This window comes from Streptomyces thermovulgaris, assembly GCF_002155915.1.
Taxonomy (GTDB): Bacteria; Actinomycetota; Actinomycetes; order Streptomycetales; family Streptomycetaceae; genus Streptomyces; species Streptomyces thermovulgaris.
Map to the genome: position 1 here is coordinate 1 of NZ_MUME01000045.1, position 20,169 is coordinate 20,169.

General features: G+C 72.1%; 19 protein-coding genes. 8 read left to right on the top strand and 11 right to left on the bottom strand.

Annotated features, from left to right (window positions below; translation table 11 throughout):
* The 3 genes from CCN35_RS05180 to CCN35_RS05190 all read left to right on the top strand — a co-directional run.
* Positions 1–1,135 (top strand): ABC-F family ATP-binding cassette domain-containing protein (locus CCN35_RS05180; RefSeq protein WP_107501027.1); only part of this gene is annotated, 1,135 nt, incomplete at its 5' end.
* 335 nt (positions 1,136–1,470) lie between these two features.
* The gene (locus tag CCN35_RS05185; RefSeq protein ID WP_067390647.1) at positions 1,471–1,692 is read left to right on the top strand and encodes a helix-turn-helix domain-containing protein; all 222 of its coding nucleotides are present in this window, start codon (positions 1,471–1,473) and stop codon (positions 1,690–1,692) included.
* Positions 1,693–1,825: 133 nt separating this feature from the next.
* On the top strand, positions 1,826–2,629 hold the full coding sequence (locus CCN35_RS05190; protein ID WP_067390650.1) for an enoyl-CoA hydratase/isomerase family protein: 804 nt from the start codon (positions 1,826–1,828) through the stop codon (positions 2,627–2,629).
* A gap of 453 nt (positions 2,630–3,082) precedes the next feature.
* Here CCN35_RS05190 and CCN35_RS05195 read toward each other — a convergent pair whose 3' ends face one another.
* From CCN35_RS05195 to CCN35_RS05205, 3 genes are all read right to left on the bottom strand, one after another.
* Positions 3,083–3,838: an SDR family oxidoreductase gene (locus tag CCN35_RS05195; protein WP_067390653.1), complete on the bottom strand. Its 756-nt coding sequence runs from the start codon at positions 3,836–3,838 to the stop codon at positions 3,083–3,085.
* A gap of 110 nt (positions 3,839–3,948) precedes the next feature.
* A complete protein-coding gene (locus tag CCN35_RS05200) occupies positions 3,949–4,740 on the bottom strand; it encodes an SURF1 family cytochrome oxidase biogenesis protein (protein ID WP_067390655.1) in 792 nt (263 codons plus the stop codon).
* Between the two features lie 147 nt (positions 4,741–4,887).
* Entirely contained in the window at positions 4,888–5,865 is a 978-nt protein-coding gene (locus CCN35_RS05205) for a DEDDh family exonuclease (protein ID WP_067390658.1), read from the bottom strand.
* Positions 5,866–6,002: 137 nt separating this feature from the next.
* Between CCN35_RS05205 and CCN35_RS05210 the strand changes: the two genes are divergently transcribed.
* Positions 6,003–6,713 (top strand): VIT1/CCC1 transporter family protein, encoded by a 711-nt coding sequence (locus CCN35_RS05210; RefSeq protein ID WP_067390661.1) that lies wholly within the window; start codon positions 6,003–6,005, stop codon positions 6,711–6,713.
* Positions 6,714–6,778: 65 nt separating this feature from the next.
* Here the strand turns inward: CCN35_RS05210 and CCN35_RS05215 are convergent, their stop codons facing one another.
* The 4 genes from CCN35_RS05215 to CCN35_RS05230 all read right to left on the bottom strand — a co-directional run bounded on the left by CCN35_RS05215 (position 6,779) and on the right by CCN35_RS05230 (position 12,517).
* Positions 6,779–7,789 (bottom strand): CopD family protein, encoded by a 1,011-nt coding sequence (locus tag CCN35_RS05215; protein WP_067390664.1) that lies wholly within the window; start codon positions 7,787–7,789, stop codon positions 6,779–6,781.
* 116 nt (positions 7,790–7,905) lie between these two features.
* Positions 7,906–9,315 (bottom strand): CoA transferase, encoded by a 1,410-nt coding sequence (locus tag CCN35_RS05220; RefSeq protein WP_067390667.1) that lies wholly within the window; start codon positions 9,313–9,315, stop codon positions 7,906–7,908.
* Positions 9,316–9,354: 39 nt separating this feature from the next.
* The gene (locus CCN35_RS05225) at positions 9,355–10,884 is read right to left on the bottom strand and encodes a S8 family peptidase (RefSeq protein WP_086791668.1); all 1,530 of its coding nucleotides are present in this window, start codon (positions 10,882–10,884) and stop codon (positions 9,355–9,357) included.
* An 85-nt stretch (positions 10,885–10,969) separates the two neighbouring features.
* Positions 10,970–12,517 carry a S8 family peptidase gene (locus tag CCN35_RS05230; RefSeq protein ID WP_067390673.1) on the bottom strand — a complete coding sequence of 516 codons (1,548 nt, stop codon included), beginning with the start codon at positions 12,515–12,517 and terminating at the stop codon, positions 10,970–10,972.
* Between the two features lie 276 nt (positions 12,518–12,793).
* Here CCN35_RS05230 and CCN35_RS05235 point away from each other — a divergent pair, with 276 nt between their 5' ends.
* From CCN35_RS05235 to moaA, 3 genes are all read left to right on the top strand, one after another.
* The gene (locus tag CCN35_RS05235) at positions 12,794–13,150 is read left to right on the top strand and encodes a DUF485 domain-containing protein (RefSeq protein WP_067390676.1); all 357 of its coding nucleotides are present in this window, start codon (positions 12,794–12,796) and stop codon (positions 13,148–13,150) included.
* Positions 13,147–14,766 (top strand): solute symporter family protein, encoded by a 1,620-nt coding sequence (locus CCN35_RS05240; RefSeq protein WP_067390679.1) that lies wholly within the window; start codon positions 13,147–13,149, stop codon positions 14,764–14,766. The genes CCN35_RS05235 and CCN35_RS05240 overlap by 4 nt, the downstream gene beginning before the upstream one ends.
* Before the next feature lie 209 nt (positions 14,767–14,975).
* The gene (moaA, locus tag CCN35_RS05245) at positions 14,976–15,965 is read left to right on the top strand and encodes a GTP 3',8-cyclase MoaA (protein ID WP_067390682.1); all 990 of its coding nucleotides are present in this window, start codon (positions 14,976–14,978) and stop codon (positions 15,963–15,965) included.
* Between the two features lie 25 nt (positions 15,966–15,990).
* Here moaA and CCN35_RS05250 read toward each other — a convergent pair whose 3' ends face one another.
* Together CCN35_RS05250 and CCN35_RS05255 are read right to left on the bottom strand one after the other, a co-directional pair.
* Entirely contained in the window at positions 15,991–16,230 is a 240-nt protein-coding gene (locus CCN35_RS05250; protein WP_067390686.1) for a hypothetical protein, read from the bottom strand.
* A 211-nt stretch (positions 16,231–16,441) separates the two neighbouring features.
* Positions 16,442–16,843, bottom strand: coding sequence for a DUF3099 domain-containing protein (locus tag CCN35_RS05255; RefSeq protein WP_067390801.1), 402 nt, complete (start codon positions 16,841–16,843; stop codon positions 16,442–16,444).
* Positions 16,844–17,047: 204 nt separating this feature from the next.
* On the opposite strand from CCN35_RS05255, the gene CCN35_RS05260 reads away from it, so the two are divergent.
* Positions 17,048–17,338 (top strand): GlsB/YeaQ/YmgE family stress response membrane protein, encoded by a 291-nt coding sequence (locus tag CCN35_RS05260; protein WP_067390689.1) that lies wholly within the window; start codon positions 17,048–17,050, stop codon positions 17,336–17,338.
* 52 nt (positions 17,339–17,390) lie between these two features.
* Here the strand turns inward: CCN35_RS05260 and tyrS are convergent, their stop codons facing one another.
* Positions 17,391–18,659 carry a tyrosine--tRNA ligase gene (tyrS, locus tag CCN35_RS05265; RefSeq protein WP_067390692.1) on the bottom strand — a complete coding sequence of 423 codons (1,269 nt, stop codon included), beginning with the start codon at positions 18,657–18,659 and terminating at the stop codon, positions 17,391–17,393.
* 73 nt (positions 18,660–18,732) lie between these two features.
* A complete protein-coding gene (locus CCN35_RS05270) occupies positions 18,733–20,127 on the bottom strand; it encodes a TldD/PmbA family protein (RefSeq protein WP_067390695.1) in 1,395 nt (464 codons plus the stop codon).
* Between the last annotated feature and the right edge of the window lie 42 nt (positions 20,128–20,169).

A 20,169-nucleotide genomic window follows, 5' to 3' on the forward strand; every position in this document is an offset into this window, starting at 1 on the left:
CCTGCGCACGCTCTCCGGCGGTCAGCGCCGCCGCATCGAGCTGGCCCGCATCCTGTTCTCCGACGCGGACATCCTGCTGCTCGACGAGCCCACCAACCACCTCGACGCCGACTCGATCGTCTGGCTGCGCGACTATCTGAGGACCTACCGCGGCGGCTTCGTCGTGATCTCCCACGACGTCAACCTGGTCGAGACGGTCGTCAACAAGGTGTTCTACCTGGACGCCAACCGCGCCTGCATCGACATCTACAACATGGGCTGGAAGCTCTACCAGCAGCAGCGCGAGGCCGACGAGCGGCGCCGCAGGCGGGAGCGGGCCAACGCGGAGAAGAAGGCCGCCGCGCTCCGGGCCCAGGCCGACAAGATGCGGGCCAAGGCCACCAAGGCGGTGGCCGCGCAGAACATGGTCCGCCGCGCCGAGCGGCTGCTGGCCGGCCTGGAGGAGGTCCGCCGGCAGGACAAGGTGGCCAAGCTGCGCTTCCCCGAGCCCGCGCCCTGCGGCCGGACCCCGCTGATGGCCGAGGGGCTGTCGAAGTCGTACGGCTCGCTGGAGATCTTCACCGACGTCAGCCTGGCCATCGACCGGGGCTCCCGCGTCGTCGTCCTCGGCCTCAACGGCGCGGGCAAGACCACGCTGCTGCGCCTGCTCGCGGGCGTGGAGCAGCCGGACACCGGTGCGGTCGTCCCCGGCCACGGCCTCAAGATCGGTTACTACGCGCAGGAGCACGAGACCCTGGACCCCGACCGCACGGTCCTGGAGAACATGCGGTCGGCTGCCCCCGACATGGAGCTCGGCGAGATCCGCAAGGTGCTGGGCTCGTTCCTGTTCTCCGGCGACGACGTCGACAAGCCGGCCGGTGTCCTCTCCGGCGGGGAGAAGACCCGTCTGGCGCTCGCCACCCTGGTCGTCTCCTCCGCGAACGTCCTGCTGCTCGACGAGCCCACCAACAACCTCGACCCGGCCAGCCGCGAGGAGATCCTCAACGCGCTGCGCACCTACGAGGGGGCCGTCGTCCTCGTCACCCACGACGAGGGGGCCGTCGAGGCGCTGCAGCCGGAGCGGATCATCCTGCTGCCCGACGGGGTCGAGGACCTGTGGAGCGCCGACTACGCGGACCTCGTCGCCCTCGCTTGACCGAACAATTGATCAACGACGTATGGATCATTCGGCCTACAGGTGATCCATCATCTGTGTGAGATCTCCTCATCCCGAGGCGTGTCCTCCAGCGAATTCACGGCCGAGCCCCTATGCGACGGGGGCTCGGCCGTCACGCGTCGCTGACCAGGCATTTCATGAAAGAAGCCGTTCGGTGGTACAGATATCACCGTGCGGAGTGACGGATTCCGCTTGTGGGGATGTGCTCCTGTCGTCACAAGTCTGTCTCACAGACCTTGCCGAATGGGTGGCCATCAGGGCCCGGAGGGGTGATCATGAGGGGACCAGAGCGCACTTCCCATGAGGAGGCACGGGTGGCCGAGACTCTGAAGAAGGGCAGCCGGGTGACCGGCGCCGCGCGCGACAAGCTCGCGGCAGACCTGAAGAAGAAGTACGACGCCGGTGCGAGCATTCGAGCGTTGGCCGAGGAGACCGGCCGCTCGTATGGCTTCGTCCACCGCATGCTCAGTGAGTCGGGTGTCACGCTCCGTGGGCGTGGCGGGGCGACGCGGGGCAAGAAGAACCAGTCGTCCTGACCGACCGCGGGCGACCCATCGGGCTTTCGATGGTGACCACCCGGCCGGTCCGCCGGTCGGCCGGGTGGTTACTGTGCAGTCACTTACGATGCCCTCGGGGCATCCACGCTGACTGCACCCATCGGAGGCGCACATGGCTTCGCCCGAGCACAACCTCGATCCGGTACTCGACAAGGACGGCGTACGGCTCACCGTCGACGACGCGGTCGCCACGGTGACGCTGACCAACCCGGCCAAGCGCAACGCACAGAGCCCCGCTCTGTGGCGGGCGCTCACCGAGGCCGGCCGGCTGCTGCCGGGCTCCGTCCGCGTGGTGCTGCTGCGCGGCGAGGGCAAGTCCTTCTCCGCCGGACTCGACCGGCAGGCGTTCACGCCGGAGGGCATCGACGGCGAGCCGTCGTTCATCGACCTCGCGCGCGGCAGCGACGCCGAGCTGGACGCCACCATCGCCGAGTACCAGGAGGCGTTCACCTGGTGGCGGCGCAACGACATCCTGTCCGTCGCCGTCGTGCAGGGGCACGCCATCGGGGCGGGTTTCCAGCTGGCGCTGGCCTGCGACCTGCGTGTGGTCGCGGACGACGTGCAGTTCGCCATGCGCGAGACCAGCCTCGGGCTGGTTCCCGACCTCACCGGCACCCATCCGCTGGTGGGGCTGGTCGGCTATGCCCGCGCGCTGGAGATCTGCGTCACCGGCCGCTTCGTGGGCGCCGAGGAGGCGGTGCAGACCGGCCTGGCGAACCTCGCCGTGCCCCTCGACCAGCTCGACGCGGCCGTACAGGACCTGACCTCCGCGCTTCTGGCGGCGCCCCGCAACGCCGTCGTCGAGACCAAGGCCCTGCTGCGCGGCGCCCTGGAGCGCACCTATGAGCAGCAGCGCATCGCCGAACGCGAGGCCCAGGCCCGGCGTCTGCGGGACCTGGCCGGCATCGGGGAGTAGGCCCCGCCCGTTTCGGAGGCGGGGTCCCGTCGATGTGCCCGCCGTGGGTGAAGGACGGTGCCCGGGAGGGACGGACGGCGACGGCCGGCAGGCCGGAGCAGAACCGGACGTCCTCGAAACCGGACGGGAGGTCCTGGGGAGCCCCGCGTTCCCCAGGACCTTCGCGTCACGGTCCGGACGGGCGGCCGGACGGCGCGGCCCGCCCTCGGGCCCGCCTCACCGGCCGCCGTCACGCCCCCGCGGCCCGGGTGCGGCTTTTTCCGAAGCCGTACGCGGACGCGGGACCCGTACTGCACGCCCTCACGGCCGGATGCCCGGACCGCGCCGGGAACCCGGCCGGCCCGCGGTCCCTTCCGGAGGAGGCGGGGCCGAGCGGTGTCGGGCACCGCGCGGAAAGGGGGCCGGCCCGCCCGGGCGGCACGGACACTCCCCGCCGGGCACGGCCGCGGAACCCTAGAAGCCGCGCCGTGCCCCGCCGTCCACCGGCATCATCACGCCGGTCACATAGGACGCCGCGGGCGACAGCAGGAACGCGGCCACCCGGCCGAACTCCGCCGGCGTCCCGTACCGCCGCAGCGGCACACGCGACTCGCTCGCCGCCCGGGTGGCCTGCGGGTCCGCCGACAGCGCGTCCAGCTCCCGCACCCGGTCGGTGTCGATGCGTCCGGGCAGCAGCCCCACCACCCGGATGCCCCGCGGCCCCAGCTCGTCCGCGAGGGACTTGGCGAACCCGGCCAGCCCGGGCCGCAGCCCGTTGGAGATGGTCAGTCCGGGGATCGGCTCGTGCACCGACCCGGACAGCACGAACGCGACGACCCCGCCCGGCTCCAGCTCGGCCGCCGCCGCGCGGGCGATCCTCACCGCGCCCAGGAACACCGACTCGAACGCCGCCTGCCACTGCTCGTCGGTGTTGTCGGCGACGAAGCCGGGCGGCGGCCCGCCGACGCTGACGAGAACGCCGTGGAAGCCGCCGAAGTTCTCCCGCGCCGCCGCGATCAGCCGTGCCGGTGCCTCCGCGTCCGCGTTGTCCACGGCCACCCCGACCGCGTCGGGGCCCAGCTCGGCCGCCGCCTCGGCGACACGCTTCTCGTCCCGTCCGGAGACGACCACCTTGGCGCCCTCGGCGACGAGTTCGCGCGCGGTGGCGTTGCCCAGCCCGCGGGTCGCGCCGGTGACGACGTACACCCGGTCCTTCAGTCCAAGATCCATGGCGCCTATCCTGCCCGCTCGCCCCCGTGCGGGGCGAGAGCGGTGTTCACCGGGCCGGTACGGCCGCTCGACCGCGAAGGTCCCGGGGCGGCGGCCCGGCCCCCGGGGGGCTACACCGATGCCGGTTCCGCCTTCTGCGTCTTCTCCCTCGCCGCCGCCTCCGCGCGCTCGCGGGCCTCGCGGCGCACCAGGATCACCCAGCCGACCGGGACACCCGCCGCGAACAGCCACCACTGGATGGCGTACGCCAGGTGCGGGCCGATGTCGTCGTGCTCGGGTTCGGGCAGCAGCTGGGGGCTGCCGCCCTCGGGCGCGGGCGAGGTCAGCTGGATGTAACCGCCGAGAACCTGCCTGCCCAGCCGCTCGGCCTCCTGGGCGCTGTTGATCAGCATCACCTGGCGGTCGGGCAGGCCCTTGAGGTCCTTGATGCCGCTCTTCTCGGTCGTCTCGTCGGGCATCAGCCGGCCGGTGATGGTGATCTCGCCGGATGCGGGCGCCGGGACATCCGGGAACGCCGTCTGCGAGACCCCCGCGGGGACCCAGCCCCGGTTGACCAGGAGCACCTTGCCGCTGTCGAGGACGAAGGGGGTCAGCACGTGGTAGCCGACCCTGTCGTCGGCGTTGGTGCGGCGGCGCACGACCTCCTCGTGCGCGGTGTCGAAGCGGCCCCTGGCCGTGACCCTGCGGTAGAGGTCGGCGCGTTTCACCGTCGCACCGGGGGCGGTCAGCGACTCGACCGGGACCGGATCGGCCGCCAGCGACTCGGCGATCACCTCGTTCAGCGCGACCTTGTGCTGATGGCGGTGCAGCTGCCAGAAGCCCAGCCGTACCATCACCGGGATCAGCACGACCGCGACGACGGTGAGGACCACCCACTGGCGGGTCAACAGGAAGCGGTACACCCCATGACGGTACCTCCCGGCGCGGGGGTGCCTTCGGCAGGGGTGTCCCCGTGGGCGTTCTCGTACGGCGCTTCGCGCACGGCCGGCGGCTCCGTGCCGTACCGCCGCGCGGGCCGGCGGCCGGCGGGCACACCGCCCGTGCGTCCCTCAGGCGCCGTCCGCCGGTTCCACGTCCTTGAGCAGCTGCACGAACGCCGCCTCGTCCACCACCGGAGTGCCGTACTGCCGTGCCTTGACCGTCTTCGACGTGCCCGAGTCCGGGTCGTTGGTCACCAGCAGGCTGGTCAGCCGGGACAGGCTGGTGGCCACATGCAGTCCGGCCTCGACCGCCCGGTCCTCCAGCAGCTCGCGGTCGGTGGAGGTGTCCCCGGAGAAGGCCACCCGCATCCCCTGCTTGAGACGCTTGCCCGCCTCGTAGCGCCCCGGGTTGGGATAGGGGCACGCGGGTCTTTTGCGGGACGGGCGCCACGTGCTCTGCCGGCGGCCGCCGGACGACTGCCGGGACACCGGCGGGTCCGACCACTCCGTCAGCGGCCGGCACTCCAGCAGCGGCAGCCGCACCCCGTTCGCCGCCGCGGCCCGCAGACTCGGCCGGAACGCCTCCGCCAGCACGCGCGCGTCGTCCAGCGCGTGGTGCGCCTGCCGCTGCACGACGCCGAAGTGCGCCGCCAGCGACTCCAGTTTGTGGTTGGGCAGCGGCAGGCCCAGCTCCTTGGCGAGCGCGATCGTGCACAGCCGCTGCCGCACCGGGGGCTCGCGCCGCACCCGCGCGTACTCCCGCGCGATCATCTGCCAGTCGAACAGCGCGTTGTGCGCGACGAGCACACGGCCGGCCAGCCGCTGCCCGAACTCCTCCGCGATGTCCGCGAACAGCGGTGCGTCCCGGAGCGCCTCGCTCGTCAGACCGTGGAGCCACACCGGTCCCGGATCCCGCTCCGGGTTGACCAGCGTGTACCAGTGGTCCTCGACCTCACCGCGCGCGTCCAGCCGGTAGACCGCCGCGGAGACGATCCTGTCGTGCCGTGCCAGACCGGTCGTCTCCACGTCGACGACCGCATACCCCTTCGGATACGTGGCCGGCCACGGCGTGGCGGAGAACCCTGCGAGCGTGCGGTCTTCGAGCATGGTCCATGAGGATACGGTCCTCGGCCGACAGCCCTGCCCACCGGTGGCCGGACCGGCGGCCCACGCCCGCGGGGGGAGCGCGGCGGAGCGGGAGGCGGAAGAGGACGCGACGGGCAAACCGTGCGATTCTCCGTCATGTGACCGAACCCACGCATGAGAAGAGCCACGGGGGCGCGCTCGGCACACGGCTCAACTGGCTGCGGGCCGCCGTTCTCGGGGCGAACGACGGCATCGTCTCCACCGCGGGACTCGTCGTCGGTGTGGCCGGCGCGACGGACTCCCGTTCGACCCTGCTGACGGCCGGGCTGGCCGGGCTGCTCGCGGGAGCGATGTCGATGGCGGCGGCGCAGTACGTGTCGGTGTCGACCCAGCGGGACTCGGAGCGGGCCGCGCTGGCCCTGGAGAGACGGGAGCTGCGCGAACGGCCCGAGGCGGAGCTGCGGGAGCTGACCGGGATGCTTCAGCAGCGGGGCCTGTCGCGTGCCGTGGCCGAGGAGGCGGCGAAGCAGCTCACCGCACGGGACGCGCTGCGGGCCCATGCGCACATGGAGCTCGGCATCGACCCCTACGAGCTGACCGACCCGTGGCACGCGGCCTGGGCGAGCTTTCTGTCGTTCACGGCCGGAGCCCTGCTGCCGCTGCTGGCGATCGTGCTGCCGCCGGCGGGATGGCGGCTGGGCGTCACCGTGCTGTCCGTCCTGGCCGCCCTCGCCCTCACCGGCTGGAGCAGCGCACGGCTGGGCGCGGCCAGGCCCGGCCGTGCGGTGGTGCGCAATGTGTGCGGCGGGGCGCTGGCCATGGCGGTGACCCATGCGGCGGGGACCCTGCTGGGAGAGGTGGGCGTGTGACGGCACCCCTGCCGCACCTCCTGTCCCGCCTTCTGCTTCACCCCCCGCCGTACGCCGTGGGCCGCTCACCAGCGGATCGGCAGCGGCAGCGCCGTCAGCAGCCCCGACACCGCGACCACCGCGCCGAGCACGGCGACCTCGGCCCGGGCGGGAGCGCAGGCGGTCAGCGGATCGGACGCCCGGCTCAGCCGGATCCGCGCCCACAGGGCGAGCAGGGCGACACCGGCCATGAGGACCACCTTGGCGAGCAGGGTGCGGCCGTAGGCCGTCTCCGTGAGCTGGTGCAGCACCGTGTCCGGCGGCATCCGGCGCAGGGTGCTGCACACGCCCGTCGCGGTGACGGCGGCCAGCAGGACGGCCGCCGTGCGCGCATAGCGGCCCAGCAGGGCGGCGCCCGCCGCCGCGCCGCGCCACAGCCGCAGGGTGCGCAGCACATGCAGCAGCGCGCCCGCCCACAGCGCCCCGCACAGCAGATGCACGACGGTCAGGGCGGTGCCGGCCAGCGGGCTGCTCTCGGTGTCGGGATGCGCGCGCAGGGCCTCGGCGACGATCACCGCGGCGAGCGGCCACACCTGGTGCGACGGGCGCCGTGAGAGCGTGCACAGGCCCAGGACGAGAAAGGCGTTGACCTCCAGCAGGGCCAGGGAGCCGTCCCGGGTCCGGTAAAGGCCGCCCACATCGATCTGGGCCGGGCTGTGCGGCACCAGGTTGCCGGTGGCCACCACGAAGGCCAGGCCCAGGGCGGCGAGGAAGCCGGCGGCGGCCGCGTACGGCGTCCAGCTGCGCGGCCGCCGGCCGGGGGCCCCGGGGATGCGCCCGGCCAGCCGCCCGGCGAACAGCTCGCCGACGGGGACGCAGACCGCGGCGAACATCACCGTCCGCAGCAGCGCTATGCCGCCGACCCCGGGTGCGGCGGCCTCCCCGGTGCCGTGCAGGGCGGCGGAGGGACCGAGCAGGGGTATCAGCGCGGCGAGGGCCACCAGGACGAGGACGGCGACGGCCCGGACGGTCGCGGTCCGCCGCCACTCCGTTCCGCGCGTGCCCTCCGCCTCGGCGGCCGGTCGTGTGAGCGTCACTCCAGGATCCTCACCAGCCGCTCCGGACGGGGCAAGCGACTGCCGTCAAGTGGGAGAACATCGTTCCGCTCACCCGTCGGCGTCACCCGCCGGCGGACTCCGCCCCCCGGGGGTTCTCAGGCCCACCGGGCCGGGTCCGACCCCCAGGGGACCGGCGGGCGGGACCAGTCGGCCGGGCCGCCGGCGAAGGCGACGGGGGAGCGGGCGTGGCGCAGCCGGCCGATGCGGCTGCCGGTCCGCGCGAGCCAGGGATCGGGCCGGTCGAAGGGGGAGCCCTCCACGGTGGCCCCGGCGGGAGCCGTCGCGGTGTCCGGGTCCTTCAGCCAGGCCGCCGTGCGCGCCAGGGACAGCCGTACGGCGCGGGTTCCGCCCCGGCGCGTCCGGTCGGTCAGGGCGCGCAGGACCGCGGCGGCCAGCAGATAGCCCGTGCCGTGGTCCAGGGCCTGGGCGGGCAGTGCGCCGGGCCGCTCCGGCGAGCCCTCGAGTGCGGCGATGCCGGTGGCGGCCTGGACGAGGCTGTCGAAGCCCTGCCGCCCGCCCCACGGGCCGTGGGCGCCCCACGCCGACAGCTGGGCCACGACCAGCCCGGGCCGCCGCTCGGCCAGGGCCTCGGGGGAGAGGCCGAACCGGTCCAGGGCACCCGGCCGGTACCCGGTGACCACGACGTCCGCCGATGCGAGCAGCTCCTCGAGGGCGCCCCGGTCGGCTGCGAGGTCCAGGGTCGCCGACCGCTTGCCGAAACCGGTGTCCGCGTGCAGATCGGCCTGCTCGGGCCGGTCCGGCGGATCCACGCGCAGCACCTCCGCGCCCAGCAGGGCGAGCGTGCGGGTGGCGACGGGGCCCGCGAGCACCCGGGTCAGGTCCACGACGCGCACTCCGGCGGCGGGCAGCAGGGGCCCGCCCGTGACGGGCGGCAGGACGCGCGTGTGCGTCTCGTCCAGCCGCTCCCGCTCGACCAGCGGCCGTGCGGCCACCGCGGCGCTCTGCTCGTGCGCGGCCCACTCCTCGGGGGTGCGCAGGGCGACGGCGAGGCCGCCGGCGGCGTACACGGTCTCCTCGACCTCGAGCGCGGACCGCCCGGCGAGTGCCGACGCGACACGGTCCGCGTCGTCCGGCACGCCCAGCGCGGCGAGCAACCGCTCCCGGTGGTGCGGGTAGTTGGCGTGCGTGCGCACCCAGCCGTCCGCCGTCCGCCAGAACCGCGACAGCGGGGCGAAGGAGACCGGTGCCCGCCCGTCCACCAGCAGATGCCGTTCGCTGAGGAACGCCGTGGCCACGGCCCCGTCGTCGACCCGCACCGCCGGCACCTCGGCGCTCCCCGTCCGCACCGCGCCCAGTTCGGCGGCGGCCAGCGCACAGGCGCCCACGCACGCGCGTGCCAGCTCCCGCACGGGAAGGCGCGCCGGCAGCGCGCCTTCCCGCTCCACGGTGGTGACCCGCCCGAGAAGGGCGGGGTCCCCTCCCAGCGCGGACCAGGCGGAGGAGAGAAAGGCAGAGGAAGCAGAGGAAAAGGAGGGATCGGTCATGACCCACACTGTGCGGTACCGGCCCCTCCTTCGCCGTGCCTACTTGGTCACAGCGTTCAGGGCGTTCACGACTCCTCTGCCGTAGAAGGAGTTGTTGTGCTTGCCGCCCTTGCACTCGGCGTCGGCCGTGCCGTCGCCGTCGATGTCGTACGGGGTGGTGCACGCCCTGGCGTCGGCGCCCTGGGCCAGCAGCGCCTTCACCTGCTTCGGCCCGGCGTGCGGATGAGCCGACTTGATCAGCGCGGCGACCCCCGCGACATGCGGCGAGGCCATCGAGGTGCCGGCCATGTAGCCGTATCCGCCGCCCGGCAGGGTGCCGAGGATCAGGCCGCTGGTGGCGGGGGCCTCGGGCGCCTGGTAGCGGGTCGAGTCGCCGCCCGGCGCGGCGACGTCGACGACGCCCCGGCCGTAGTTGGAGAACGACGACTTGATGCCCTTGGCGCCGATGGAGGAGACCGTGACGGTGCCCGGCAGCTGCGCCGGCAGGTCCAGGCACTTCCTCGGGTCGATCACCCGGTCGACGGGGGTGCTGTCGTTGGGGCTGCCGGGGTCGAGGATCGACTTGGCGGCGAGGTCCCAGTTGTCGTTGCCGGCGGCCGCGACATTGACCGTGCCCTTGCGCTCCGCGTACGCCGTGGCCCGCGACACGGCCTCCAGCAGGGCCCGCTGGTCGGGGTCGTTCTTGCAGTTGAACTGCCACGGGTCCACGTAATAGCTGTTGTTGGTGATGTCCACCCCGTGCTCGGCGGCCCAGACGAAGCCGCACACCACGGCCTCGGTGTAGAACCAGCCCTCGGGCGTCGACACCTTGATGCCGGCCACCTTCACGCCCGGGGCGACCCCGACCATGCCGACACCGTTCTTCGCGGCGGCGATCTCACCGGCGACATGGGTGCCGTGCGGGCTCTCGTCCTCGCCCGGCCGCCAGGCGCCCTCGGTCGTGTCCGGCTTGCCCGACACGCAGTTCACCGACGCCGCCCGGTCGAAGTTGGGGGCGAGGTCCGGGTGGGTGTCGTCGACCCCGGTGTCGATCACCCCGACGGTGACCCCGGGGCTTCCCGGCGTGATGCGGTGCGCCTTGTCGGCCTTGATCATCGGCAGGTCCCACTGCAGCGGCTGCAACGGTTCCTGACCGTCCTCGGCCGCCTCGGCCGCGGCCTTCATCTCCGCCTCGCCGAGCACCTGCGGCGCCCCCACCTGAGTGGTCGTCTGCAGCGACAGCGGGGCGGTCCGCGTGGCGCCGGCCGACTCCACCGCCGGGTGCTTGCGGATCTTCCGGGCGAAGCCGGGGTCCGACGCGTGGACGACGACGACGCCGATCTGGTCGTAGGCCATGACGACCGTGCCGCCCGCCTTGCGTATCGCCTTCTGCACGGACGAGGAGCCGTGCCGGGAGCGGAGGTTGACGACATAGCTCAGGGTGTCCCCGTCGGCGGGCGACACGCTCTGCGCGGACGTGCGCGGACCGGTCTCGGCGGCGGACGCCGCCTGCGGCAGGAAGGCGAGGGCGGAGGCGACGGCCAGGCCGAGCGGAAGGGTGACGGTACGCCGGTTGAGGCGAACGCTCATACGAACTCCAGTGTGTGAGGCCGGTGAGGGACGGCATGCGCGAGGCGCGGACGACGGCACGCGCGCGGACGGCGGACGAGACCGGTCACCTGACCGCGGCGAGCGCGTTGACGATGCCGAAGCCGTAGAAACCGTTGCGGTGCTTGGTGCCCTTGCAGACCGAGTCGACGGTGCCGTTGCCGTCCGGGTCGTAGGGTTCGGTGGGGCAGCCCGGGTTGTCCGCCTGGGCCTTGAGCAGGGCCTGCAGCTGGGCGGGTGTCGCGTGCGGGTGCTTCGACTTCAGCAGCGCGGCGACCCCGGCCACGTGCGGGGCGGCCATCGACGTGCCCTGCAGGAAGGCGTACTGGCCCTCGGGCATCGTGGACAGGATGCGGCCGTTGCCCGACGGGGTGTCGGGGATCTGGTACCTGTCGCCGCCCGGGCCGGCGACGTCGACGACCCCGTTGCCGTAGTTGGAGTAGTACGACTTCAGGCCCTGCACACCGGTGGCGCTGACCGTCACCACGCCCGGCAGCTGCGTCGGGACGTCGAGGCACTTCCTCGGGTCGATGGTGCGGGTCACCGGCGTCGTGTCGTTCGGGCTGGAGGTGTCGGTGATCGACTCGGCGGCCAGGTCGTGGTTGGAGTTGCCCGCCGAGGCCACGCTCAGGGTGCCCTTGCGCTGTGCGTAGGCCTGGGCCCGGCCGACCGCCTCGACGATGGCCCGCTGGTCGGGGTCGTCCTTGCAGTTGTAGAGCCAGGGGTCCACGTAATAGCTGTTGTTGGTGATCTCCACCCCGTGGTCGGCGGCGAACACGAAGGCGCAGACCACGCTCTCCGCGTAGAACAGCTGGGTGTCGGGCTCGGACACCCGGATGCCGGAGACCTTCACGCCCGGGGCGACACCCGCGACACCGATCCCGTTGCGGGCGGCGGCCACCTCGCCCGCGACATGCGTGCCGTGGTAGTGGTCGGGGCTGACGGGCCGCCAGGAACCCGGCGAGGTGTCCGCCTTGCCGCCGACACAGCTGGCCGACTGCCGGGGGGAGAAGTTCGGCGCGAGGTCCGGGTGGGTGTCGTCGACCCCGGTGTCGATCACGGCGACGGTGACCTTCGAGCTGCCCGGGTTGATCGCGGCGGCCTTGTCGGCACCGATCGCCCGCAGGTCCCACTGGTCGGCCTCGAGAGGCTCGGGGGGCACCGAACCCTTCGGCTTCTTCGACGTCCTGGCGGCCTTCTCGAGCCGGGCGACCTCGGCCCGGGAGAGGTACTGCACCGCGCCTTCGTCGGTCGTTCCGGCCGCCTCGATGGGCGCGGTGCGGGTGGCGCCCGCCGACTGCACTCCGCGGACCGCGCGCATGCGCGCGCCGAAGTCGGGGTTCGCGGAGCGGGCGACGATGACGCCGATCCGGTCGTACGTCTCCACGATGCTCCCGCCGGCCGCGGCGACCGCCCGCTGCACCCGGGCGATCGTGCGGTGGTCCGTCCTGGTGTTGACGACGTATGCCTGGACGGGTGCGTCCTCCGCCTGCGCGACCGGGGCCGTACGGGGCGCCGCCGACGCGGCCGAGGGCAGGAAGCCGAGGGACGCGGTCAGCGACAGCACGAGCGGTACGGCCAGTGCGAGCCTGCGGCTGGAACGCAGATGAGCCATGGGGTCTCCACATCATCCGGGTGCAGGACCTGCTCCGGGCACAGGTGTGTGCTGGGCAGGTACATGACGAGTGGTGCGTGTGCAGGCCGAAACTATCCCGCCGCCTCACCGGCCTTCAATGACTTCTCCACGACTTGTTCAAGCCGTCGCCCGAAGAATCGGAGAGACGCGAAATGGACTTGAACCGGTCACCGCGTGGCGCCGTGGACCCTGGGCAGGAGGCCGAGCACGCTCGAGCCCCCGCCGCAATTCCGTCCGTGACGCGAGGAGACCGACGTGGCCACCGAGACCCCACCACCCTCGAAAACCCAGGCCCCCCTGCCCTCCGCCGAGGAGTTCGTCGCGGTGCAGGAGAGCGACGAGTTCGGTGAACTGCGCCGCTCCTACCGTTCCTTCGCCTTTCCGCTGACCGTCGCCTTCGTCGCCTGGTACCTGCTGTACGTCCTGCTCTCCAACTACGCCGGCGGCTTCATGGGCACCAAGCTCTTCGGCAACATCAACGTCGCACTCGTCCTGGGCCTCGCCCAGTTCCTCAGCACATTCCTCATCGCCTGGTGGTACGCGCGGCACGCCGCCGCCAAGCTCGACCCCAAGGCCGAGGCCATCAAGTCCCGGATGGAGGGCGCCGAATGAACCCCACGATCACCCTGGCCGTCGGTGAGGCGAGCGAGCACCGGCCACTGATCATCACCCTGTTCTCGGCATTCGTCGTCGCCACCCTCGCCATCACCGTCTGGGCGGGCCGCCAGACCAGGAACGCCGCCGACTTCTACGCCGGCGGACGGCAGTTCTCCGGTTTCCAGAACGGCCTCGCCGTCTCCGGCGACTACATGTCCGCCGCGTCCTTCCTCGGCATCGCCGGCGCCATCGCGCTGTTCGGCTACGACGGCTTCCTGTACTCCGTCGGCTTCCTGGTCGCCTGGCTGGTCGCCCTGCTCCTGGTCGCCGAACCGCTGCGCAACTCCGGCCGCTACACCATGGGCGACGTCCTGGCGTACCGCATGCGCCAGCGCCCGGTCCGCACCGCGGCCGGCACCTCGACGATCGTGGTGTCGATCTTCTATCTGCTGGCCCAGATGGCCGGTGCCGGCGTCCTGGTCTCCCTGCTGCTCGGCATCACCAGCGAGGGCGGCAAGATCGCCATCGTGGCGCTGGTCGGCGTCCTGATGATCCTCTACGTCAGCATCGGCGGCATGAAGGGCACCACCTGGGTGCAGATGGTCAAGGCCGTCCTGCTCATCGCCGGCGCCCTGCTGCTCACCTTCCTCGTCCTGCTGAAGTTCAACTTCAACATCTCCGAGCTGTTCGGCAAGGCCGCCGAGAACAGCGGCAAGGGCGCCGCCTTCCTGGAGCCCGGACTGAAGTACGGCGTCAGCGAGACGAGCAAGCTGGACTTCCTCTCGCTCGGCATCGCCCTGGTCCTCGGCACCGCCGGTCTGCCGCACATCCTGATCCGCTTCTACACGGTGCCCACCGCCAAGGCCGCCCGGAAGTCCGTGATCTGGGCGATCGGTCTGATCGGTGCCTTCTACCTGATGACCCTCGCGCTCGGCTTCGGCGCCGCCGCGCTCATCACCCCCGAGGAGATCACCTCCTCCAACAAGGCGGGCAACACCGCCGCCCCGCTGCTCGCCCTGCACCTGGGCGGTGTCGACTCCACCTGGGGCGCCATCCTGCTCGCCTCCATCTCCGCGGTCGCCTTCGCCACGATCCTCGCCGTCGTCGCGGGCCTGACCCTGGCCTCGTCCTCCTCCTTCGCCCACGACATCTACGCCAACGTCATCAAGAAGGGCACCGCCACCGAGAAGCAGGAGGTCAACGCCGCCCGCTGGGCGACCGTCGGCATCGGCGCGGTCTCCATCGTGCTGGGCGCCCTCGCCCGCGACCTCAACGTCGCCGGCCTGGTCGCCCTCGCCTTCGCCGTCGCCGCCTCCGCCAACCTGCCCACGATCGTCTACAGCCTGTTCTGGAAGCGGTTCACCACCTCCGGCGCCCTGTGGTCGATCTACGGCGGCCTCGTCACCGCGGTCGGCCTGGTGCTGTTCTCGCCGGTGGTCTCGGGCAAGCCGACGTCGATGTTCCCCGACGTCGACTTCCACTGGTTCCCGCTGGAGAACCCGGGCCTGATCTCCATCCCGGTCGGCTTCCTGCTGGGCATCGTGGGCACCCTGCTGTCCAAGGAGACCCCCGACGCCGCCAAGTACGCCGAACTGGAGGTGCGGTCCCTGACGGGCACGGGAGCGCACTGAGCCCCCACCCCGGAGCCCTCACCCCGAAAAACGGCCGTGCCGCAGGACCTCGCGCGTCCTGCGGCACGGCCGTGCCGCAGGACGCCCGCCGTGCCGGGCGCGTCGTCGTCGGCGGCGTCGCGTAGGCTCGCAGAAGACGCGTAGGCTCGCAGAAGAGACGGGAACGGCGAAGACCTGTCCCGGGGAACCACGGCGAGGGAGGGGCCCACGTGCTCATCGACACCTACGGCCGGGTGGCCACCGACCTCAGGGTCTCGCTGACCGACCGGTGCAACCTGCGCTGCACCTACTGCATGCCCGAGGAGGGCCTGCAGTGGCTGGCCAAGCCCACCCTGCTCACCGACGACGAGATCGTCCGCCTGATCCGCATCGCCGTCACCCGCCTCGGCATCACGGAGGTCCGCTTCACCGGCGGCGAGCCCCTGCTGCGCCCCGGCCTGGTCGGCATCGTCGAGCGGGTCGCGGCGCTGACCCCCCGCCCCCAGATGTCGCTGACCACCAACGGCATAGGGCTCGGGCGCACCGCGAGCGCCCTGAAGGCGGCCGGTCTGGACCGGGTCAACGTCTCCCTGGACACCCTGCGCCCCGACGTCTTCAAGGCCCTCACCCGCCGGGACCGCCACAAGGACGTCGTCGACGGCCTCCGGGCCGCCCGCGAGGCCGGCCTGACCCCGGTGAAGATCAACACGGTCCTGATGCCCGGTCTGAACGAGGACGAGGCCCCGGACCTGCTGGCCTGGGCGATGGAGCACGGCTACGAACTGCGCTTCATCGAGCAGATGCCCCTGGACCCCCAGCACGGCTGGACGCGCGAGGGCATGGTCACCGCCGGGGACATCCTGGCCGCGCTGCGCACCCGCTTCGAGCTGACCCCCGAGGGCGCCGGGAAACGCGGCTCGGCCCCCGCCGAGCGGTGGATCGTCGACGGCGGCCCGCACCGCGTCGGGATCATCGCCTCCGTCACCCGCCCGTTCTGCGCGGCCTGCGACCGCACCCGCCTCACGGCCGACGGTCAGGTCCGCACCTGCCTGTTCGCCACCGAGGAGACCGATCTGCGCACCGCCCTGCGCTCCGGCGCGTCGGACGAGGAGGTCGCCCGCCTGTGGCGGGTGGCGATGTGGGGCAAGAAGGCCGGTGCGGGCCTGGACGACCCCTCGTTCGTCCAGCCGGAGCGGCCGATGTCGGCGATCGGCGGCTGAGGGGCGCGCCCCCACGGGGACGGCGTCACGCGCCCCCGGGGCCCTCGGACGCCCTCCACTCCTCGAACCTCACGACGTCCTTCAGAAAGCCCCGCACCCCCAGGAACGCCGACAGGTGCTCACGGTGCTCCTCGCACGCCAGCCATGTCTTGCGGCGCTCCGGTGTGTGGATCTTCGGATTGTTCCAGGCCAGCACCCACACGGCGGCGGCACGGCAGCCCTTGGCGGAGCAGATGGGGGTCTCGTCGGAGGTCTCGTCACTCACGGGTTTGTCTCACAGATGCGCACACAGGGCGACGCCGAGCAGCCACGGGGGGAGCTGCCCGGCGTCGGTCCATCGCTCCGACGGGGGATGCGGAGCGCGTAGGAAGTATGGCACGGGCACCCCGCTGCCCGGCACCGGAACAGCACGATTGATCTGAGCTTTTCTTGAGGTTCCCGGAAAGTTCCTGGCCAGGGGCGGTCATCGGCACCGCTCAGGCTCGGTGGTGCGGCTTGCCCGCCGTGCCCGCCGCGGGATCGGCGGCGGCGCCTTCCGGGGCGGATCGGGTGAAATCGTCCTCCTCGGCCGGCGGGGGAGCGATCATCGGCTTCATCGGCATGGTGACGAACGTGGACGGCAGCGTGGGGGGCTTCTCCCGGCCCGCGTTCGCGACCACCACGGCGATGTAGGGCAGCACCATGCCGAGCACCAGCGCCACGATCGCCATGTGCCGCTCGACCTGCCACAGCACCACCGCGAGAACCACCGACACCGTGCGGATCGACATCGAGATGACATACCGGCGCTGACGTGCGCGCACGTCCTCCTGCAGACCGGTACGGGCGCCCGTGATCCGGAACACCTGGCCGTTGCCCCTGCCGTGCAGTTTCCGCATCACCGTCACCATCCGCCCGCATCGGACCCTGTCCCGGCCCGTATCCCTTCCCCGACCGGTCGGAAATACCGTCCGTGTTTTTCCCACGTTACGCCGCATGGACGGCACCCACGAGGCCGGGTCGCCCCCGTTCGACGTGCGACGTACGGTGACAGAGCGGACACTGAGGGCAATGCTCACGTCGAGCCGGACGAGGAGGCGACCATGGGCTGGTTGTGGGCGATCATCGTGGGTTTCATCCTGGGACTGATCGCGAAGGCGATCATCCCCGGCAAGCAGCACAGCCCGCTCTGGCTGACCACGATCTTCGGAATCATCGGCGGAATCATCGGCAACGCGGTCGCCCATGCCGTCGGGGTCGGCTCGACCCGCGGCATCGACTGGATCCGGCATCTCTTCCAGCTCGTGGCCGCCGTCATCATCGTCGGCCTCGGCGACATGGCGTACATGGCCCTGTGGGGCAACAAGAAGCGGCAGCGGGCCCAGCAGATGTAGGGGTGTCCCCCTGGGCCGGACCCGCTGCCCCGGCCGGCGGTCCGCGCCGGGCTCAGCCGCCCGTGACCTCGACGGCCGCCAGGTTCTTCTTGCCCCGCCGCAGCACCAGCCAGCGGCCGTGCAGCAGGTCCTCCCGGGCGGGGACCGCGTCCTCGGCGGCGACCTTGACGTTGTTCACGTAGGCGCCGCCCTCCTTGATCGTGCGGCGGGCGGCCGACTTGCTGGGCACCAGGCCGACCTCGGCGAACAGGTCGACCACCGGGGCGAGCCCGGCGACCTTGATGTGCGGCACCTCGTGCAGCGCCGCGGCCAGCGTCCGCTCGTCCAGCCCGGTCAGCTCGCCCTGGCCGAACAGCGCCCTGGACGCGGCGACCACGGCGGCCGTCTGCTCGGCGCCGTGCACCAGCGTCGTCAGCTCCTCCGCCAGCGCACGCTGCGCGGCCCGCGCCTGCGGACGCTCCTCGGTCTGCCGCTCCAGCTCCTCCAGCTCCTCGCGGGACCGGAAGGACAGGATGCGCATGTACCGGGAGATGTCCCGGTCGTCCGTGTTCAGCCAGAACTGGTAGAACGCGTACGGCGTCGTCATCTCCGGGTCGAGCCAGACGGCGCCGCTCTCGGTCTTGCCGAACTTGGTGCCGTCCGCCTTCGTCATCAGCGGCGTCGCCAGCGCGTGCACCTCGGCGTCCGGCTCCAGCCGGTGGATCAGGTCCAGCCCCGCGGTGAGGTTGCCCCACTGGTCGCTGCCGCCCTGCTGGAGCGTGCAGCCGTAGCGCCGGTAGAGCTGGAGGAAGTCCATGCCCTGCAGGATCTGGTAGCTGAACTCGGTGTAGCTGATGCCCTGGTCGGACTCCAGCCGCCGGGCCACCGAGTCCTTCGTCAGCATCTTGTTGACACGGAAGTGCTTGCCGATGTCCCGCAGGAACTCGATCGCGGAGAGATTCCGGGTCCAGTCCAGGTTGTTCACCATGACCGCGGCGTTCTCGCCCTCGAAGGACAGGAACGGCTCGATCTGGCCGCGCAGCTTCTCCACCCAGCCGGCCACCGTCTCCGGATCGTTCAGCGTGCGCTCCGCGGTCGGGCGCGGATCGCCGATCAGCCCCGTGGCGCCGCCGACCAGCGCCAGCGGCCGGTGGCCGGCCTGCTGGAGCCGGCGCATGGTGAGCACCTGCACCAGGTGCCCCACATGCAGCGACGGCGCCGTCGGGTCGAAACCGCAATAGAACGTGACGGGACCGTCCGCGAGCGCCTTGCGCAGAGCGCCCTCGTCGGTGGACAGGGCGAAAAGACCCCGCCACTTCAGCTCGTCGACGATGTCCGTCACGGTTCTCGTGTCTCCTCGTGCTGTTCGACGTCTTCAGGCGGCCGGGTGATCCCGGCCGCGAACGCATACGAGGTTATACGCCCTGGCTGACGGAGCTCATATTGAAATCGGGGACGCGCAGCGCGGGCATGGCGGTCCGGGTGAAGTAGTCGCTCCACTCCCGCGGCAGGGTCTTCTCGGTGCGCCCGGCCTCGGTCGCCCGGCGCAGCAGGTCCACCGGCGACTCGTTGAAACGGAAGTTGTTGACCTCGCCGGTCACCTCGCCGTTCTCCACCAGGTACACCCCGTCCCGGGTCAGCCCCGTCAACAGCAGCGTCGCCGGATCCACCTCGCGGATGTACCACAGGCAGGTCAGCAGCAGTCCCCGTTCGGTGCCGGCGACCATCTCCTCCAGCGAGCGGCCGGTGCCGCCCTCCAGGATCAGGTTCTCGGCCGACGGGGCGAGGGGCAGCCCGGTCAGAGCGGCGCTGTGCCGGGTGGTCAGCAGGTGCTTCAGCACACCGTCGGCGATCCACTCGGTGGCCCGTACCGGCAGCCCGTTGTCGAACACCGACTGGTCGTGTCCGGAGGTGTGCGCGACCACGAACGGCGCGCACTCCAGGCCGGGCTCGTGCGGATCGCTGCGCAGCGTCAGCGGCAGCTCGCTCAGCCTCTCGCCGATGCGTGTGCCCCCGCCCGGCTTGGAGAACACCGTGCGCCCCTCGGCCGCGTCCCGGCCCGACGACGACCACAACTGGTAGATCAGCAGGTCGGCGACCGCGGACGGCGGCAGCAGCGTCTCGTACCGTCCGGCGGGCAGCTCGACCCGCCGCTCGGCCCAGCCGAGCCGTACGGCCAGCTCCGCGTCCAGCGCCGTCGGGTCGACGTCCTTGAAGTCACGTGTCGACCGGCCCGCCCAGGCCGAGCGCGTACGGTCCGGGGACTTCGCGTTCAGCTCCAGCGTGCCGTTCGGCTGGTCGTGCCGCAGCCGCAGCCCCGTCGACGTCCCCACATAGGTCGACACCATCTGGTGGTGGGCGAAGCCGTACAGCTCACGGCCGCCGGCCCGCGCCCGGGCGAACGCCTCCCCGAGGGCCGGTGCGAAGTCCGTGAACACCGCCGAGGAGGTCTCGGCGGGCGCGTCGGTGAAGCCGGGGGACTCCGGTACGTCCGTGACCAGCGGCTGCGCGTCCTCGGCCGGTCCCGCCGCCTGCGCGGCGGCCTCCGCGGCCCGCACCAGCGGCTCCAGCTCGTCCTCCGTCACGGCGGCCCGCGACACGACGCCCGAGGCGGTTCCCTCCTTGCCGTCGACGGCGGCGACGACGGTGAGCGTCCGCCCGCGTGTGACCCCGTTGGTGGTGAGCGCGTTGCCCGCCCAGCGCAGATTGGCGGTCGAGTACTCGTCCGCGATCACGATGCACCCGTCGGCCCGGGACAGCGCGAGAGCGCGCTCGACGACCTCGTGCGGCTTGACCTTGCGCGGGCTCATCGACCGGCCTCCTGAATCGTGTTGAGACTGTGCTTTCCCCGG

Excerpts from the sequence above, each read along its gene's own strand:
- CCN35_RS05205 (WP_067390658.1), bottom strand. The coding sequence starts at position 5,865 with ATGCTCGAAGACCGCACGCTCGCAGGGTTCTCCGCCACGCCGTGGCCG.
- CCN35_RS05220 (WP_067390667.1), bottom strand. The coding sequence starts at position 9,315 with ATGACCGATCCCTCCTTTTCCTCTGCTTCCTCTGCCTTTCTCTCCTCC.
- CCN35_RS05240 (WP_067390679.1), top strand. The coding sequence starts at position 13,147 with ATGAACCCCACGATCACCCTGGCCGTCGGTGAGGCGAGCGAGCACCGG.
- CCN35_RS05260 (WP_067390689.1), top strand. The coding sequence starts at position 17,048 with ATGGGCTGGTTGTGGGCGATCATCGTGGGTTTCATCCTGGGACTGATC.
- CCN35_RS05255 (WP_067390801.1), bottom strand. The coding sequence starts at position 16,843 with ATGCGGAAACTGCACGGCAGGGGCAACGGCCAGGTGTTCCGGATCACG.
- CCN35_RS05195 (WP_067390653.1), bottom strand. The coding sequence starts at position 3,838 with ATGGATCTTGGACTGAAGGACCGGGTGTACGTCGTCACCGGCGCGACC.
- CCN35_RS05190 (WP_067390650.1), top strand. The coding sequence starts at position 1,826 with ATGGCTTCGCCCGAGCACAACCTCGATCCGGTACTCGACAAGGACGGC.
- CCN35_RS05270 (WP_067390695.1), bottom strand. The coding sequence starts at position 20,127 with ATGAGCCCGCGCAAGGTCAAGCCGCACGAGGTCGTCGAGCGCGCTCTC.
- CCN35_RS05230 (WP_067390673.1), bottom strand. The coding sequence starts at position 12,517 with ATGGCTCATCTGCGTTCCAGCCGCAGGCTCGCACTGGCCGTACCGCTC.
- CCN35_RS05225 (WP_086791668.1), bottom strand. The coding sequence starts at position 10,884 with ATGAGCGTTCGCCTCAACCGGCGTACCGTCACCCTTCCGCTCGGCCTG.